13 protein-coding genes are annotated in these 16,187 nt (G+C 34.0%); 5 read left to right on the top strand and 8 right to left on the bottom strand.

Translation table 11 applies throughout. The features are described from left to right. Positions 1-299 precede the first annotated feature (299 nt). Positions 300-1,520 (top strand): helix-turn-helix domain-containing protein, encoded by a 1,221-nt coding sequence (locus QNH48_RS10460; protein WP_283954824.1) that lies wholly within the window; start codon positions 300-302, stop codon positions 1,518-1,520. A 71-nt stretch (positions 1,521-1,591) separates the two neighbouring features. On the opposite strand, the gene QNH48_RS10455 is transcribed toward QNH48_RS10460, so the two are convergent. The 7 genes from QNH48_RS10455 to ltrA form a co-directional block, all read right to left on the bottom strand. Continuing rightward, a complete protein-coding gene (locus QNH48_RS10455; RefSeq protein WP_283954823.1) occupies positions 1,592-2,317 on the bottom strand; it encodes an N-acetylmuramoyl-L-alanine amidase family protein in 726 nt (241 codons plus the stop codon). 232 nt (positions 2,318-2,549) lie between these two features. Then, positions 2,550-3,974 (bottom strand): ABC transporter substrate-binding protein, encoded by a 1,425-nt coding sequence (locus QNH48_RS10450; protein ID WP_283954822.1) that lies wholly within the window; start codon positions 3,972-3,974, stop codon positions 2,550-2,552. Positions 3,975-4,154: 180 nt separating this feature from the next. Beyond that, positions 4,155-5,987, bottom strand: coding sequence for a sensor histidine kinase (locus tag QNH48_RS10445; RefSeq protein WP_283954821.1), 1,833 nt, complete (start codon positions 5,985-5,987; stop codon positions 4,155-4,157). After that, complete coding sequence (locus tag QNH48_RS10440; protein WP_283954820.1) at positions 5,984-6,664, bottom strand: response regulator transcription factor; 681 nt, start codon at positions 6,662-6,664, stop codon at positions 5,984-5,986. The genes QNH48_RS10445 and QNH48_RS10440 overlap by 4 nt, the downstream gene beginning before the upstream one ends. Positions 6,665-6,746: 82 nt before the next feature. Beyond that, positions 6,747-7,646, bottom strand: coding sequence for a carbohydrate ABC transporter permease (locus QNH48_RS10435; RefSeq protein ID WP_283954819.1), 900 nt, complete (start codon positions 7,644-7,646; stop codon positions 6,747-6,749). An 18-nt stretch (positions 7,647-7,664) separates the two neighbouring features. Then, complete coding sequence (locus QNH48_RS10430) at positions 7,665-8,537, bottom strand: carbohydrate ABC transporter permease (protein ID WP_283954818.1); 873 nt, start codon at positions 8,535-8,537, stop codon at positions 7,665-7,667. 207 nt (positions 8,538-8,744) lie between these two features. After that, entirely contained in the window at positions 8,745-10,004 is a 1,260-nt protein-coding gene (gene ltrA, locus QNH48_RS10425) for a group II intron reverse transcriptase/maturase (protein ID WP_283955694.1), read from the bottom strand. A 1,221-nt stretch (positions 10,005-11,225) separates the two neighbouring features. Between ltrA and QNH48_RS10420 the strand changes: the two genes are divergently transcribed. The 4 genes from QNH48_RS10420 to QNH48_RS10405 all read left to right on the top strand — a co-directional run bounded on the left by QNH48_RS10420 (position 11,226) and on the right by QNH48_RS10405 (position 15,490). Beyond that, positions 11,226-12,722, top strand: a complete 1,497-nt coding sequence (locus QNH48_RS10420; protein WP_283954817.1) for a spore germination protein — start codon at positions 11,226-11,228, stop codon at positions 12,720-12,722. 21 nt (positions 12,723-12,743) lie between these two features. Beyond that, entirely contained in the window at positions 12,744-13,829 is a 1,086-nt protein-coding gene (locus QNH48_RS10415; protein WP_283954816.1) for a GerAB/ArcD/ProY family transporter, read from the top strand. Further along, the gene (locus tag QNH48_RS10410; protein ID WP_283954815.1) at positions 13,822-14,904 is read left to right on the top strand and encodes a Ger(x)C family spore germination protein; all 1,083 of its coding nucleotides are present in this window, start codon (positions 13,822-13,824) and stop codon (positions 14,902-14,904) included. The genes QNH48_RS10415 and QNH48_RS10410 overlap by 8 nt, the downstream gene beginning before the upstream one ends. A gap of 304 nt (positions 14,905-15,208) precedes the next feature. Beyond that, positions 15,209-15,490, top strand: a complete 282-nt coding sequence (locus QNH48_RS10405) for a transporter (RefSeq protein ID WP_283954814.1) — start codon at positions 15,209-15,211, stop codon at positions 15,488-15,490. A gap of 456 nt (positions 15,491-15,946) precedes the next feature. On the opposite strand, the gene QNH48_RS10400 is transcribed toward QNH48_RS10405, so the two are convergent. Beyond that, positions 15,947-16,135: a hypothetical protein gene (locus tag QNH48_RS10400; RefSeq protein ID WP_283954813.1), complete on the bottom strand. Its 189-nt coding sequence runs from the start codon at positions 16,133-16,135 to the stop codon at positions 15,947-15,949. Positions 16,136-16,187 lie beyond the last annotated feature (52 nt).

Genomic DNA, 16,187 nt, shown 5'->3' with positions numbered 1-16,187 from the left:
GTATGAATAATTAGACAACTCTATTAATTCATATTGTACTTGAGCTTTTATATGCGGTAAACTGGGGGAATTGTTCTACAAGTTGTCCTAATTCCACTGCACAATATATCAAACCACTTGTAGAATATTGTCGAACTCAGAAGAATGTGAAAGATTTTTGTAAATTCTTAAAAATTTAGATTTCAAACAAATGACAATTGTTAAACTATATCGAAAAAATCATTTTTGTACTTGGGGGAATCTTGGTTTTCCTACTACTCAATCACATCCAAATATTATTCTAAAAGGAGAAATTCAATATGAATGAGGGGAAAATCATTAAGTTTTATCGGGAAAAATACCAAATGACTCAGGAGCAATTAGGAAAAGGGATTTGTTCTGGAACACATATTAGTAAAATTGAGCGTTTACATACTGAATATGCACCTGAAATTATCACTCTTTTATCCGAGCGACTAGGTATAAATATCGAAAAAGAATTAATAAAACTTAATAATATAAAAAAGCGTTTAAATCATTGGCATGATGTTATTGTCATGCAATTACTTGAAGAAATGGATCTTATTAATCATGAACTTGAGCAAGAAGATTTAATTCAGATCTCTGATTATATCAATCTTTACAAATTGCTTCGGGTTAGGTATTTACTCATGCATAATTTGACCGAGGAAGCCTTAGAAATCATCAAAGAAATCCAAAAGAAAGAACATAAATTATCAACCTACGAAGCTAATCTATTCAAACACGTTTTAGGAATTTACTATTTAGCAAAACATGAAAATCCCAAAGCAATTCAAGTATTAAAGTCAATAAATGATACAGATTACAATAACAAGGAATATACCTATCATTTAGCAGTCGCCTATCATTTAAATGAATCACCAGTTATGGCTTATTTTTTTGCTGATAAATCACGTCGATTTTTTAAAGAAATTAATAACTATCTGAGAGTGATTGATGCAGAAATGCTTATGGCGATTCAAGTAAAAGATGATGGAGATTTTAAAGAAACGATTCATAGGTTTGAAAGCTTAATCAAAAGTTGTGAACTTTGTCATTCACCGGGTCGAAAGGCAAAGGTATTACACAACTTAGCTTTTGAATACTATAGAAGAAAAGATTATGAACCAGCCAAAAAATTCTATAAAGAGTCCATGATTCTTAAAGATATTGAATCAAACCCATACTTACTTTCTTTAGAAGGCTATATAAGAAGTGCATATTATGGGAGTTTACATCCAAATGAGGAATTATTACAACTTGCAAATGAAGGACTAAAAACAGCTCTAAAGAAAAATGAACAATTATATATAAACTTATTTACTTTACTCAGTTATTTAATTCAAGATAAAGAACAAGAATACCATCAATACTTGTCCGATTATTCATTACCTTTGTTTAAAAAATTTGGTTTTGTTTATTTAATTAAACGTTCTGAAAAAGAATTATTTAATTATTGTTTTAAACAGAAAAAAACTCGTAGGGCATTAAAGATGGCACATATCTTGATTAATCAATAAATAGAAATGGCATGTCTCATTTAGAGACATGCCTCTTTTATCAAATTATTGGAACAATGTAACGAACAGTTTTAGTTTGAAAGGTATTCAATAACTCCTTCTACTATTGCCGTTGATGCTTGTGTTTGATATGTTTGTGAATTTATTCGTTTTTCATCTTCTGCATTTGAGATGTATCCAAGTTCTAGTAAGATGGATGGTTTAGTATTTTCTCTTAATACAAAGTAATCACCAAAACTAACACCTCTATCTCTAGTTCCCATATCCGGTTTAAATAAATGTCTATGGATTAAGGCAGCTAAACTTCTATCTGCCTCATTATTGTAATAGGTTGTTATTCCATTCACTCCATTTGAAGTAAATGCATCAAAATGAATACTGATAAATAGGTCTGCATTCTTGGATTTTGCAAGTTCTACCCGATCCTTCAGTGACGGGGTAACATCCTTATCACGTGTTAAAATGACTGTAGCACTGGTCTTTTTTTCTAATTCACGTTGAAGATTCTTTGCCAATGGAAGTGTTACATCTTTTTCTAATGTCCCGCTTTGTCCAATCGCGCCAACATCTTTACCTCCATGTCCTGGGTCAATAACTATCGTTTTTCCTTTTAAGATTTTTTCTTCTATAAAGTTATTTTCTTTTATTAATCCCTGTTCCTGTTTGTTAATTTGTGCGGCAAATGCTATCTTATCTACTGTTTTTAAAATTTTTATATCGTTAACTTTTATTAAGGACAAAGCTAAAAAAATTAATACAATTAGTAGTAATAAAAAATACAATTTCTTTTTTTTCATATATTGAAATCCCCTCTCTATCAAACTCAAATTAGCTGATATAGTTATCATAAAAGACATAGATAAAGAGGAAATGAATTAGAAATAAAGATGAGATAAAGATTAATAAAATGATAGATTTGGTCCTTTGAAAAATACATAACAAAAAGAGGCCATCTATCAATGGCCTCTTTAAGGCAAGGAGATACAAAACACATGAAATGCTCTCTATATTTTAAGCTTATTGATTTTCCTACTCGTTTAAGTATGTCATCACTCTGTTCTGGATAATACCCGCCACACTTTCCGCAGATTTTTGACCACTAAAATAGCTTGGCGTTTCCTCTGAGAGAATTTTCTGAACCTTCTCATTCCATCTTACTTCTGTGTTCGCTTCAGAAATCATCTGATTAAGTGGTTGAAGCGACTCTTCTGTTACCGTTATCTTTCCACCTTTGCCACCATAAACTTTTGTACTCCCTCCTTTTCCATCTAATAATAACTCGGCAAATACCTTTTCATTTGCCGCGATATTCACAGGGAACATATCCCTTACTGATTGACTTTGCATTTCATAAGAAAGTAAAAATTTCAGGTAATCCCATGCTTCCATTTTGACAGTGGAATTTACATTCATCGCATACCGATCGTATCCACTGAAGGAAACACCTGATTCTTTTTCAGAAGAATGTGGAAATTCGTAAATGGTCGTATTCTGATTGTTATAAACAGCTGAACGCACTGCATAATCGCTTGGAGAAAAGATTGCTGAGCTTGCAAAATACGTTTCCGTTGGATTGGTCGGTTGAGTCGATAAAACGCCATCATCATACATTCTTTTTACTTGCTTGAGTAAATCAATAAATAACGGAGAATCAAATTTAGCTTCTTTTTTCTCCATATCAACAAGTCGGTCGTAGTTTTCATCTGAGAAAATCAAGGGATTTAAAATACCTAAAGGTGAAACGTTCATCACAGTCCCAAGTGTCCCTTTTGTTTTTAGCTGTTTACTTATTTCTGTAAATCGACTCCATGTCCAATTTTGGCTGTCATCTATTTGGATGCCTGTTTTCGAAATTGCCTCCTTGTTTCCAAATAAAGCACCTAATGAAAAATGCGTGGGTAAAACGTAAAGTCCACCATTTATTTTAGAATGTTCAAGAATGTTCATGTAATATAGACTTTTATCAAAAGACGTATCTCTTTCAATGTATTGATTGAGATCAACAAAGGCATTTTTATCAATGTATCGATCAATCGGCAAACTTTGGTCGTTCAACACGAATAAATCCGCACCTTTTCCGGACAACACCTCAGTTGTCGTCTGTGACACATATTTCTCAAGTTCAAGAAGAGTCATCCCGCCACCGCCCGACGCAAAGCTTTTTAGTTCAATCGTGATATTTGGATGTTTTTTTTCGTATTCCTTAGCAGCCAATTCAAAGTCTGGGAATTTACCCATGACTGAGATGGTAATCGTTTTTTTCTCATCCTTACTCACCTTTAAAGATAAATCCTCCCTTTTCGTATGATTGACACTTTCACTTGTATTATTTGGGATATTTTGTTCTTTATCTTCGCTTCTGTTACTTTGGTTTGTCCCATTACTACAAGCAACTAAACAAATTGTTAATATCAAGTTTAAAAGAAATAAGAATCCTTTTTTCATTTTTTTCATCTCCTATTCTTTTCTTTAATCTAAATTTAGAATACTTCCCTTAGATAAAGATGAAATGAAGATGAAATAAAGATTATTAAAAGATTAAATACGATAAATTTTTTTAGAATCCGTTACTATGTAACAAAAAAAGACCACCCTAATCAAAAGGACGATCCGAAAATCTTTGCTATCATGTCTTTATATCTTTTTTAAGTAAAAGTAGAAAAGCACTCCACCTGATGTATTCATGACACCATACTGCATACCATGTAATTCTAATATATTCTTGGTAATGGCTAGTCCCAATCCTGTACTACCTTCTGACCGATGACGAGACGTATCTCCTCGATAGAATCGATCCCATACCTTTTCTAATTGTTCATTCGGGATATATGCACCTTTATTTTCCACGCACACTTTTACGTGTTCATCCTCTTCAATAGTAGAAATATATATATGTTCATTTTCAGGCGTATAACGGATAGCATTTGTTAAAAAGTTAGTCATTACTTGTTCAATACGATGTTGATTACCAATAACCTCTATAGGATCTATATCTTTATGAACCGTTAGCTGTTTTTTTTCAACCTCTAATGATAATTGGTTACATATATAATCAATTATTTTATCAATAAAAAATGGTTCCATTTTCATTTTATAAGTTCCTGACTCATATTTTGCAAGCTCAAGCATATCGACAATTAATAGATCCATCTTGTCAACCTCTTTTTCCATCGCTTCAAAATAATAGTCCTTCTTATGGGTAGCAACTCCATCTTTAAGTATCGAGATACAGCTTTTCATAATACTTAATGGTGTCTTTAATTCATGTGAAACACCTGAGATAAATTCTTTTCTTGTATTTTCTAACTGCTTTTCCTTTTCTATGTCTAGTCTTAGTTGTTTGATATGCGAATGTAATGTATTGGAAAGAAAATTTATATTCTGAGATAAGTCACCGATTTCATCTTTGGAATAATATTCGATTCGTTCTGAAAAATCTAAGTTCGCAATTTTTCTAGTAATGTTGTTAATTTTTAATAATGGTCTGGCAATCTTAAGTGAATAGTAAAAAGACGCTAACAAGGTGAGAATTAAGACAAAAGCAATAATATAGACAAAATAATCTTTTACCATTTGTACTGCTTCATCAACAGGCTGCAAAGATGCCATTGAAAAAATATAATTTATTTCTCCGTTTTTGTTTGTAACAGGGTCAATGAAAAGTTTATATTTGATATCATTTTGTTCGTAATCAAGGATTTGAAAGGTATCATACTTATTATTTTTATTCAACAATAGGCTTGTCTGAAATTCATTAATTCGATCCATAAACAAGCTATTTGCATAGATGATACTTGACACATCATTCCGTTCTGGGAATTGTACATCTATTACTTTTCCCTTTATTCTACTGATTTTTAAATCAATATTATATTTTATTAAGTAGTCCAATTTGGATAAAACTTCATTAGGATTTTTACTTACATTTTTAATTGGAAAGTTTTCAGCTATTTTTGTCCAAGTTAATATGTTTACCCAATATGAATTATTCTGAACAGAATATAAATAAAACGGTACTTCTATATGATTCTTCTCAATAGTGTAAAGATCTACTAAGTCACCGCTAGAAAGTAAAGGCTCACTTTTTTTTACATTTTCCACGTCTATTAGATGATAAAGTGGAACTGTTATTTTTTTATTTTGTACAGGATTTTTTACGTTTTCTGATTCAATTGTTACATAAAAATCTTTTGCTGTTTTGATATTTCCATTTTGATCTAATGTTGTTAACCATGTATTATGTTTTTGATAAAAATCTTGTTCTAACTGTTGAACAACTTGATTATTTTCGGAATTTTTTATTAACTGTTTTTCAAATAATCGGATATGCGTCTTTAAATCCTGGACTTTACGATTTGCATAATATTGCTTAAAAAATATGGTCTGACTAGTATATATAGTACCAGTAATTAACAAGCATAAAAAAGATGTTAAGAAAAATAATTTTAAAACTATTCTACTTCTCATAAGCTTTCCTCAAATTTATAACCAGTACGGATAATAGTTGAAATCCATTTTGATTTATTGCCTAATTTCGTACGCAAATTACGAATATGGGTATTAATGGTTCGATCATCGCCATTGTATTCATATCCCCATATCTTTGATATAAGTTGTTCTCTAGTAATCACAATTCCTTTGTTTTGCATTAAATAGGTTAATATTTCAAATTCAGTATGGGTTAAATTTATATTGTTTCCATCTACTTTGACTGTCCGTGAAGAAAAATCGACCGAAATTCCATCATTAGATAATGTATCTTTAGATAGCTCATTCTTTCTATTTCGACTATCAAGTAATCGTTTAACTCTAGCCAATAAAATGGGTGGACTATACGGCTTTGTGACATAATCATCAGCTCCTAATTCAAACCCATGAAGTGTATCATCCTCATCGACTCTTGCCGTTAGCATGATGATAGGAACTGTTGATGTTTTCCGTATTTTTCTACAAACAGACCATCCATCAACTTTTGGCAGCATAATATCAAGAATGATTAGGTCAAATAAATATTCTTCAAATAAAGCTAATGCATGTTCACCATCAGTTGCTTCATATACTTCATACTTTTCTTTTATTAAATAATCTTTCGCAATTTCACGTAAAATCGTTTCATCTTCCACGATTAAGATTTTGGACTGCATGTTATATAACCACACTTTCTTTCAGTACATAACCATTCTTTTATGTTAACCAATCAAGTAAATAATTTTTCAGTATGCAAAATCAATCCTTTTCGCCAGATACCTGGATACCCTTGATTAAATACTTTTTAGAGATTCCAAATAAAATTATCATTGGTGCCATGTAAAGGACAGATGCAGCAAATCCAATTCCCCTTGCTTCTTCTGTAATACGTGATAAATAAAGAGATAATGGAAATTTAGAAGGATCATCAAGAAAAATAAGTGGTTGTTCAACCATGTTCCAGTAATCAGCGAATAATAAGACGATTAATGCTGCAATTCCTGGTCGAATTAACGGCAAGATTATTTTTATTAAAATATTAAAGTGACCTGCCCCATCTATTTTTGCTGCCTCAATGTATGAATAAGGAATCGTCAATACGAACTGTCTAAGCATAAACACGCCAAATGCACCAAATACCCCTGGAAAAATGATGGCACTAAAGCTATTTAAAATCCCTAATTTATCTGCGATGATATAGTTAGGTACAAGTGTTACTTGAAAGGGCATCAACATCGTAACCATATAAACTAAAAATAACGTATCTCTTCCTTTGAACTTAAGCTTTCCATAGACATAAGCTGCAAATGATGCAACAATAAGTTGACCCATAATGATTGGAAAAACCATAATGACAGAATTTCCATACAGATCCAAATACGATTGTTGCTTGTCAAGTAATTCTTGTTTCTTTTCAAAGAATGCACTATATTGTTCAAACGAGAACTTATCAGGAATCAACTTCAAATGTACGTAATTCTCTTTGTGTGCATTGTTATCTTGTTGTATTTCATTTTCTGATGGATAGGAAGAGCTAATTTCTTTCTCCGTCATAAAAGAATTTGATAACGTAAAAACAATCGGAAAAACCATCATTGCAGCAATAATTAATAATATGAGGGTTAAAATCCATTTTCGTATTTTAGTATTTTTTTTCATCTTCTTCACCTCTCATTCTTAACTCATAAACTTTCGATAACGACGTTCGATTGCGAAGAAAACAAACACTAGAATTAATATGCATCCGACCATTAAAGTAGCTGCAGCAGTCAGCTTTTGAATATTTAAAGAAGCAAACATATTATTCATATAGTGCTGAATCATATAAATTCGATCATATGGATAATCGCCTGCAATTAGATAAGTTTCACGGAATACTTTAAAGGAGTTAATAATGCTCATTAAAAGTACAAAAAACATTGTCGGCGTTAAGTAAACCAACGTAATCTGTCTAAATTTAAAGAAACGACCTGCGCCTTCCATTTCGGCTATCTCATAGTAATCTTTTGGTATATTTTGAAGACCTGCCAAGAATATAATCATGTTGTAACCAATGTTTTTCCAAAAATAAATAACTGATACTACAGCGATCGACCAATCCGATTTCATCCAATCGATTTGCGCAAACCCCATATTTACAAGCCATGAATTAAAGGTACCGTTCCAATCAAATAATATTTGCCATAACATTACAATCGAAGCGACAGGTACAACAATTGGCAAGATAAACGAACTAATAATTACATTTTTAAACATGACGGTTTGATGCAAGCAAAGTGCCAATATTAAAGAAATAACGACTACTAATGGGACAATGATTGCAGTAAACCAAAATGTGTTTGAGGCCGCCTTAAAAAAAGAAGTACTAGCTAACAACTCTTTATTATTAAAAAGTCCAACAAAAGAACCACCAACAGCACCATCTTTAAATGAATAGATAGTACCCATTACAAAAGGGATTAGATAGAAAAGAGAAAAACCAATCAAACTTGGTAATAAGAAAAATGCTGCAACCTTACCATCATTATTTAATTGTTTACGTAGCTTCATGTATTCACTACTTTCTATATTTGAGTATTTAAAAAATTGATTAATAATTCTGTTCGGAAAGAAGTATAGCCTAATGAAATAAAGATGAGATAAAGATTAAATAAAGATTAAGTGGAAAAGTGATTATTAAAAAATCGAGTAGGAGGGGGTGACTAACCCCCGACCTCTCACACCACCGTACGTACCGTTCGGTATACGGCGGTTCTATTAAGATTGACGTAAAGTTTCATAACGGTTATATAGACTTTTCAACCCTCGTTGACTCCAATATGAGTTATCGAGGGTTTTGTGTAATATTGGGCTACAGGCGATTCTCCAGTATTTCTTTCTGGAGTTGCCCCATTCGTGCGCCTTGTAACCAGGGACGCCTAAACCAATCAGTTTTCTAACTCTAGTTTTAGATTTCTTCCACTGTTTCCATTCGCACATTCTTAGCCTTCTTCTTATCCATTCATCAAATTCTTTGAATTTGCTTGGAGTGTCCGCTAAAGCGAAGTACCCGCACCATCCTGTAAGATAGCGGTTTAACATTTCAATTCTTACCTCAAGTGGGATAGGTTTTGACCGAGAGGTAATTTCTCGAATCTTCGTCTTAAAGCGTTTAATGCTTTGTTTCGCTATTCGCACCTTCGGTTCTTTATTAAATGTGAAACTGAAACCAAGAAATTTCCGTTTCCACGGACGGTCGATTGCCGACTTATCCCTGTTTACCTTCAATTTTAGTTTCTGCTCAATAATCGTCGTAATGGATTCCATCACACGTTCCCCTGCTTTTAATGACTTAACATAAATGTTGCAGTCATCCGCATAACGGACAAACTTATGCCCTCTGGCTTCCAATTCTTTATCTAATTTATCAAGAATTATGTTTGAAAGTAGTGGACTGAGAGGTCCCCCTTGCGGAGTACCTTCCTCCGTTGATTGTACGACCCCATTAAGCATTACACCTGATTGAAGGTATTTCCTGATTAGTTTGAGAAGAATGCGGTCTTCAATTCTCTTAGCGAGTATTCCCATCAGTATGTCATGATTAACCTTATCAAAGAATTTCTCTAAGTCCATATCAATTACCCAGCGGTAACCTTCTTTGATATAACCCTTTGCCTTTCTTACCGCATTATGGGCGCTCCTGTTAGGTCGGAAACCATAGCTGTTTTCAGAAAATGTTGGATCAAAGATTGAGGTTAATACTTGGGCGATTGCCTGTTGGATGAAACGGTCTGTCACAGTCGGTATGCCTAAAAGCCTTATCCCTCCGCCTGGTTTCGGGATTCCGACACGGCGAACAGGAGAAGGTTGATAGTTACCTGTTCTCAAAGTTTCCCGAAGGGAATCCCAGTTTTCATAGAGATGTCGTCGTAGGAATTTTACGGACATTCCATCTATGCCGTGACTTCCTTTGTTCTGCTCTACCCTTTTTAGGGCAGTTAAGAGATTTTCCCGTGATAGAATTAGTTCCATTAACATGATGTTATCCTTTCTACGTGAATGAAGGTTCTGTTTATGCCGACTTTTGCTCCACCCTCCTAGAGTCCCCAACGGATTCACCGCTTCCTCCTTTAGGTAGGTCCTTTCGGATTGTCTGTGTTCAATGCAATCACCGAATGTGCAGACTTCATTCTTTCTTAATAGTTCAGTCCTTCCCATTCTTTCTCGAGTAAGAATGGTACTATGACTTCTGCTGACTTCTGATTGTTCAGCTATCCATTGCTAGATAGTTTACCAAGTGTACTTGGCTTATCAATCAGATCTCCCCGGGTAAGAGTACAGTCTTTCCCTCCATCTATCTGCTTCATTTACTCTGTACCACCTTCGGCAGTAAGGACTTTGTTTTGTGTTGCAAACTCATCCAATGATACCTAGCCTTATATGAAGTTCGTGTTCCTCAGACCGGAGGTTTGCCGCTCGCTTCCTTCAGATTCCGCGTCACCGCGGACACCCTTGCGTTAGGCTAACCATTACTACTGCCTTCATGGTTCGGGACTTTCACCCTAGAGACTGCACCCATGCCGGGCGCACAACAAAAATAAAAAGCTAACGGATTTGTTAGCTTTTTAAACTCTATTTTGATTTTCTTTTTCCACTTTTTCCTTTGTCTCCTCTTAAGAAATCAAACTTGTGGCTGCCTAGAACCTTATTAAACCCAAAATCTCATCACATAAATTAATGAGGGAGGTTTCGTCACTATCTCTTAGCGTCTATTCACTAATATCCTCCTCTACAATTTTGAGAACCACCAAACAGTTCTAACAAATTTCAATAAAAAGTTGCAAAATCATGATAATTGAAGCCACCGGAACAACAATCGGCAAGATAAACGAACTGATTAAATCTAACTACACTTGGTAAAATGAAAAGTGTTGCAATGCTGGCATCCTTCTGAATCAACCTTTTTATGTTCATTAATGAGGTTTTTAGAACATTTTATTTCCATTCCCGAATGCATACATATTCATCTTAATGTTTAATGTTTAAGAAAACTCTCTTCCAAAAATGAAGGGAGTTTTCTTAATGCGACTCAATTATTAATTTAAACGTGTTAATCTGAAATTTATATAGATATTACTTGATGCCCTATTCAACATTGGAATAGGGCATTTTTTCTATTGTTGTTTACCAAAATAATGAAGAAAGAATAAAATCCCCCATTTTACACATAATTAGAAAAAACATACTAGAGGGATATAGATGAACTTAAAAAATGGCGATAAAGACAAAGGCGAAGGTTCCAATAAAAAAACCGATCCAAATTGGCTTGAACGATTATCCAAATCGAATGATTTCGTTCACGAGCATACTTCCTTAAGGGACGAGGAGCCTTTTTGGATTTCATATTATCGTACCCTCATTTCATCAGACATTTTACATAAAGATGTTCTGCCCTATTTACAGGAACATCTTTCACTAGAAGAATTAAAAAGTAAAATCCCTGTTCAAGAGATTATTTTCACAAGGGATGAAGATGAAATCATCCAAAACATTTTGAATGGGTCCTTAGCTATTCAAAAGCATCAATATGATGAAGAATGTTTATTAATCAATATTGCGAACAGTAAATTTCGAGATGTCGGAATGGCAACTATAGAATCCTCGGCACTAGGACCGCAGGTTGGGTTTATTGAAGAATTAGATACTAATATCAATCTAGTTCGAAAAAGATTGCCTGTTCCAGAACTGCTCGTTAAAGAAATGAAGGTTGGAGAGCTATCCAAAACAAGAGTAGCTGTACTTTACATGGATGGAATTGCTGATCCTGAAAATGTAAACACGGTCATCCAAAGAATAAAAGATATTCAATATGATCATATTCAGGACAGTTCTTATATCGCGTCGATGATTGAAGACAATTCTAATTCATTGTTTCCACAATCGATATCAACGGAAAGGGCTGACCGAGTTGCTGCTGGACTAACAGAAGGAAAAATAATCATTGCAGCAGATGGTTCACCGAATCTTGTCATACTTCCCGTTACCTTCATGGAATCCTTTATTGCAATGGAGGATTATAGTTATTCCTGGATCATTTCAAATTTCTTTCGGTTATTGCGATTTGCTGCTATGTTTATCTCGACTTTGATCAGTCCTATGTATGTAGCAATCTTAACTTATCATTATGAATTGATCCCAGCGCGTTTACTAGAGACGCTCGTTGGCTCAAGGGCAGCAGTTCCTTTTCCTCCATTCTTAGAGGCTCTTTTTTTAGAGTTAATGATTGAAATGGTAAAAGAGGCTGGAATCCGATTGCCACTTAAAATCGGACAATCCCTCGGTGTTGTAGGGGGTATTGTAATCGGGCAAGCTGTTGTGGAAGCTGGATTAACTAGCAATGTATTGCTAATTTTAGTAGGGCTCGGATCTTTAGCCTCCTACACCTCACCTGTATATAAATTTAGTAATACGATTCGATTTATTAAGTTTCCAGTCATTTTTCTTGCCCAATGGTTAGGTTTGTTAGGGGTATTTTTATGCTTCCAATTTACGCTTTTGCATTTACTGCGGTTAACATCACTCGGGCGTCCCTATTTAAGCCAATATCCACTTAGGACAACTTCCTTTCAAGATTTATGGGTAAGACTCCCTTTTTCCATGCAAAAAGAAAACCCAACAACCTTGAGACCACAAAAGAAGAGAAAATCAACTGGTACCGGAAAAAATCCAGAGCCAGTAAACGATTTTCATGAATAAATCGTAAAGGGGAATTTCAATTTGCAAGCGAATATTAGGCATCAGGTTTCTCCTTATTTAGTCTTCTTTATTATTTACGATTCGCAGGTGGGTGTTGGCATTTTAGGATTCCAAAGAACAATTGCCGCGAAAGCAGGATATGATGCGTGGATTGGTGTATTAGTAGCAGGGTGCTTGGTTCAATTGTTTATTTGGGTGATGTACAATCTGTTGGAAAAAGCCGATGGAGATATTATCGATGTTCATACAAATATTTTTGGAAATGTCCTTGGAAAATTTTTTAGTTTTTTTATCATAATCTATTATTGGTTAGCAAGTACATCTGTTTTACTTGGGTTTATTGAGATTATTCAAGTTTGGATGTTTCCTACCATACCTTCATTGATTGTTTCTATTCTAATATTAATAACAGTGTATTATTGTATTTCTGGAGGATTTCGGGTTGTTGTCGGATTATCTTTTATATCGTTTATTTTTCCTCAACTATTGTTAATCTTCCTTTATTTTTTCCCATTAAAAATGGCTCATTTTTCAAATTTGTTGCCGATCATGAACCATTCCTTAATGGACTTGGTGGATTCCACCAAAAGCTCAATGTATACAATCGCGGGAACTGAGACCTTGTTGATGTACTATCCATTTATAAGAGATCCTAAAGCCTCGAAAAAATTCGCTCATTTAGGTGTACTATTTACTACTTTACTATATACGGTTTCCTCTATTGTTGCCTTTACCTTTTATAGTGAGGAACAGTTAAAAACTACTATTTGGCCGGAACTGTCTTTAACAAAAGTAATTCAGCTATCTTTTTTAGAGCGATTTGAATACTTATATATCTCTATGTATTTGATTATCGTTACTGGAACAATCACAGTTTTATTATGGTGCGCTAGCAGAGGTTTAAAGAAGATATTTAACAGAAAGCAAAAGTATACATTACTCATTCTTAGCCTTTTAAGTGTAGTACTTTGCCAGTTGAATAATGAATCCTTCAAAGAAATTCTTAATAAATTTATCACTCAAACGAATTTATGGATATTTTACGGCTATATCCCAATTCTCTTACTTCTTTTAACTTTATTAAAAAGGGGTAATAAAAATGGTTAATCGGTCAGCGTTATGGTTGGTTCTTATTGTATTATTATCAGGGTGCACCTTTCTCCCTACCAATATCGTTAATGAAATTAATATGGCACAAGGGATAGGGTTTGATCTGGCCGAAAAAAAGGGCGTAAAGGGAACGATTGTATATCCCATTTTCAATAAAGACAAATCCTCTATTACTGAAGTTAAAACAGCCCATGGGAAATCTAGTAAGGATATTCGTTCCCTCTTAAATAACGAAACACGATATCCATTGGTAAGCGGACAGCTCCGATTAGCTCTTTACGGTAAAGAACTAGCGAAAAAAGGAATTAATGATTATGTAGACACTTTAAACCGAGATCCGGCTATCGGAAGCCTGGTTCAAATGGCAATAGTTGATGGTGATTCTAATGAAATGCTAAAGATTAAGAAATATCAAAAGGAAAATATTTCGATTTATTTACAAGAAATGCTAGACCAAAATATGGAATTCGGCCTGCTTCCTCGAACTGATTTACAAACCTTTTTATATCAATTTTTTCAAATAGGACAGGATCCTTATTTGCCATTAATTAAAAAGCTAGATGGTAACATCAGGATTACTGGCATGGCAATTTTTAAGGATGATCAATATGTTACATCTATTTCACTGAATGATCTCTTTATTTTTAAAGGGTTGGTTGATAATAAAAGGCCTGGTTTACGACAATTTGTATTAGAAAGTCGTGATAAGATAGTTCTTGAAAATCTCTATTCAAATGCAAAGTATAAAGTAAAAATTTTACAGGGTAAACCAGAATTTACGATTAATCTAAAAATGAAAACAAGACTTCATGAGTTCGCTCCGTCAGAGAAACAAAGGCAGTCTTTTGATAAAAAAAAGTATCAAAAACAGGTTGAACAAGAATTAGAAATAAACGCCATAAATATCATCAACCAATTTAAGAAGCATCAAGCTGATCCTTTAGGGTTAGGAGCAAAATATAAAGAACATTATCGCCGATTTAATGAGAAACAATGGAAAATGTATTATCCAAACGTAAAAGTCACTGTAAATGCAGATGTAGAAATCCTACAAACAGGAACTGTTGATTAACAAACATAGAAATAACCATCCATCGAGGAAAGGTTTAGATTCCTTTAGTAGCGCTGACCAAGGCATTGGTTAGTACTACTATTTTTTATTTAGTAGAAGTGAAGAATGGATCGTGGCATTTTCATGATAGATGAATTCGAATTTCATATATATTCTTGTTTTTTACTTAGTTTGCAAGCGTTACAGTATGTTATTGATTCATCGAATTCGGATTCATTAGGTATGTTATTTTCGTCCTTTATTTAACCTTCTGGTTGTTTATTCATATAATGTTGAAGATCTATCTGGAAAGGAGTGAGAACATATGGCATTTTTGCCACCTCAGGGTCAAATGAGACAACAACCACAATCGCCTCCCCCAACATATATTCCACAAAAACCTTCTGTATCCTATATAATCGACTGTTTATACCAAAACACTTATGTTTGGCTAATAAATGGGGAAGGCTTCTGGTTTTACCCAACTCGCGTCGAGTATGGTGAAGTTTCTGGTTATAGATGGAACGGTGCCTTCTGGGTGTTTTATGGAATTGATCCAAGATTTATTGATGCTGTTGCATGTAATCCTATTCCTACCCTTTACTAATATCCAAAGCTCCTTGTGGAAATTAATTGGGCACAAACCATTAAAAAGAGACCGAGTCCCCTCGGTCTATGTACGAAAAGAATTCTTAAGAACCCTTGATATGATTAAGTGGGCGGGACTAGGTGGGAATCGAACCCACCAGACCATTCATGTTAACAGATTACTTCTAACTTGCCAGGTCCATATTATTTCTTCCTATAATAACCAACGTTTTTAATCCATCGGAAATAATTAACCTAGATTTACATTCGACTTGGGTGGAGTTTTGGTGACAGCCATAAAGTGTAACTTACTCATTTCCTTACATAGTAAGTTTCTGTGGGCATAAAATGACAAAAAACTTGGCAGCCAATAGGCATACCAAGTTGGTTATTAGTGACTTCATATTAATTGTTTATTTATTCCTATTTTAAAGATTTGAGCAACTAAAAGTTTACAGTGATGATCTAGAAATCTCTAAGTAACTCGAATTCTACCGACTCTTTTACTTCGATCACGATCTTTAATATTTAGTGCTCTTTGGTATTTAGGAATACCTGGAAATGAAATGAGGTCAGCCTTAAACAGGACATATCCGATAAAAGTAGCAAAAACCGTACTTCCGAACACGAACCAGATGAATCTTCTGCCAACATTGCCTAACATGTTCTCACCTCTTTAACCACTCATTGATGATAAATATGATGAAATCACCTTT

Origin of the sequence: Neobacillus sp. YX16 (genome assembly GCF_030123505.1) — a bacterium.
Classification (GTDB): Bacteria; Bacillota; Bacilli; order Bacillales; family Cytobacillaceae; genus Neobacillus.
This window is presented reverse-complemented; position numbering and strand designations above follow the sequence as displayed.

Bases quoted from the DNA above. Each gene is read 5' to 3' on its own strand.
- QNH48_RS10440 (WP_283954820.1), bottom strand. From the start codon at position 6,664: ATGCAGTCCAAAATCTTAATCGTGGAAGATGAAACGATTTTACGTGAA.
- QNH48_RS10445 (WP_283954821.1), bottom strand. From the start codon at position 5,987: ATGAGAAGTAGAATAGTTTTAAAATTATTTTTCTTAACATCTTTTTTA.
- QNH48_RS10410 (WP_283954815.1), top strand. From the start codon at position 13,822: ATGGTTAATCGGTCAGCGTTATGGTTGGTTCTTATTGTATTATTATCA.
- QNH48_RS10420 (WP_283954817.1), top strand. From the start codon at position 11,226: ATGAACTTAAAAAATGGCGATAAAGACAAAGGCGAAGGTTCCAATAAA.
- QNH48_RS10460 (WP_283954824.1), top strand. From the start codon at position 300: ATGAATGAGGGGAAAATCATTAAGTTTTATCGGGAAAAATACCAAATG.
- QNH48_RS10405 (WP_283954814.1), top strand. From the start codon at position 15,209: ATGGCATTTTTGCCACCTCAGGGTCAAATGAGACAACAACCACAATCG.
- QNH48_RS10450 (WP_283954822.1), bottom strand. From the start codon at position 3,974: ATGAAAAAAATGAAAAAAGGATTCTTATTTCTTTTAAACTTGATATTA.
- QNH48_RS10435 (WP_283954819.1), bottom strand. From the start codon at position 7,646: ATGAAAAAAAATACTAAAATACGAAAATGGATTTTAACCCTCATATTA.
- QNH48_RS10400 (WP_283954813.1), bottom strand. From the start codon at position 16,135: ATGTTAGGCAATGTTGGCAGAAGATTCATCTGGTTCGTGTTCGGAAGT.
- QNH48_RS10430 (WP_283954818.1), bottom strand. From the start codon at position 8,537: ATGAAGCTACGTAAACAATTAAATAATGATGGTAAGGTTGCAGCATTT.
- ltrA (WP_283955694.1), bottom strand. From the start codon at position 10,004: ATGTTAATGGAACTAATTCTATCACGGGAAAATCTCTTAACTGCCCTA.
- QNH48_RS10455 (WP_283954823.1), bottom strand. From the start codon at position 2,317: ATGAAAAAAAAGAAATTGTATTTTTTATTACTACTAATTGTATTAATT.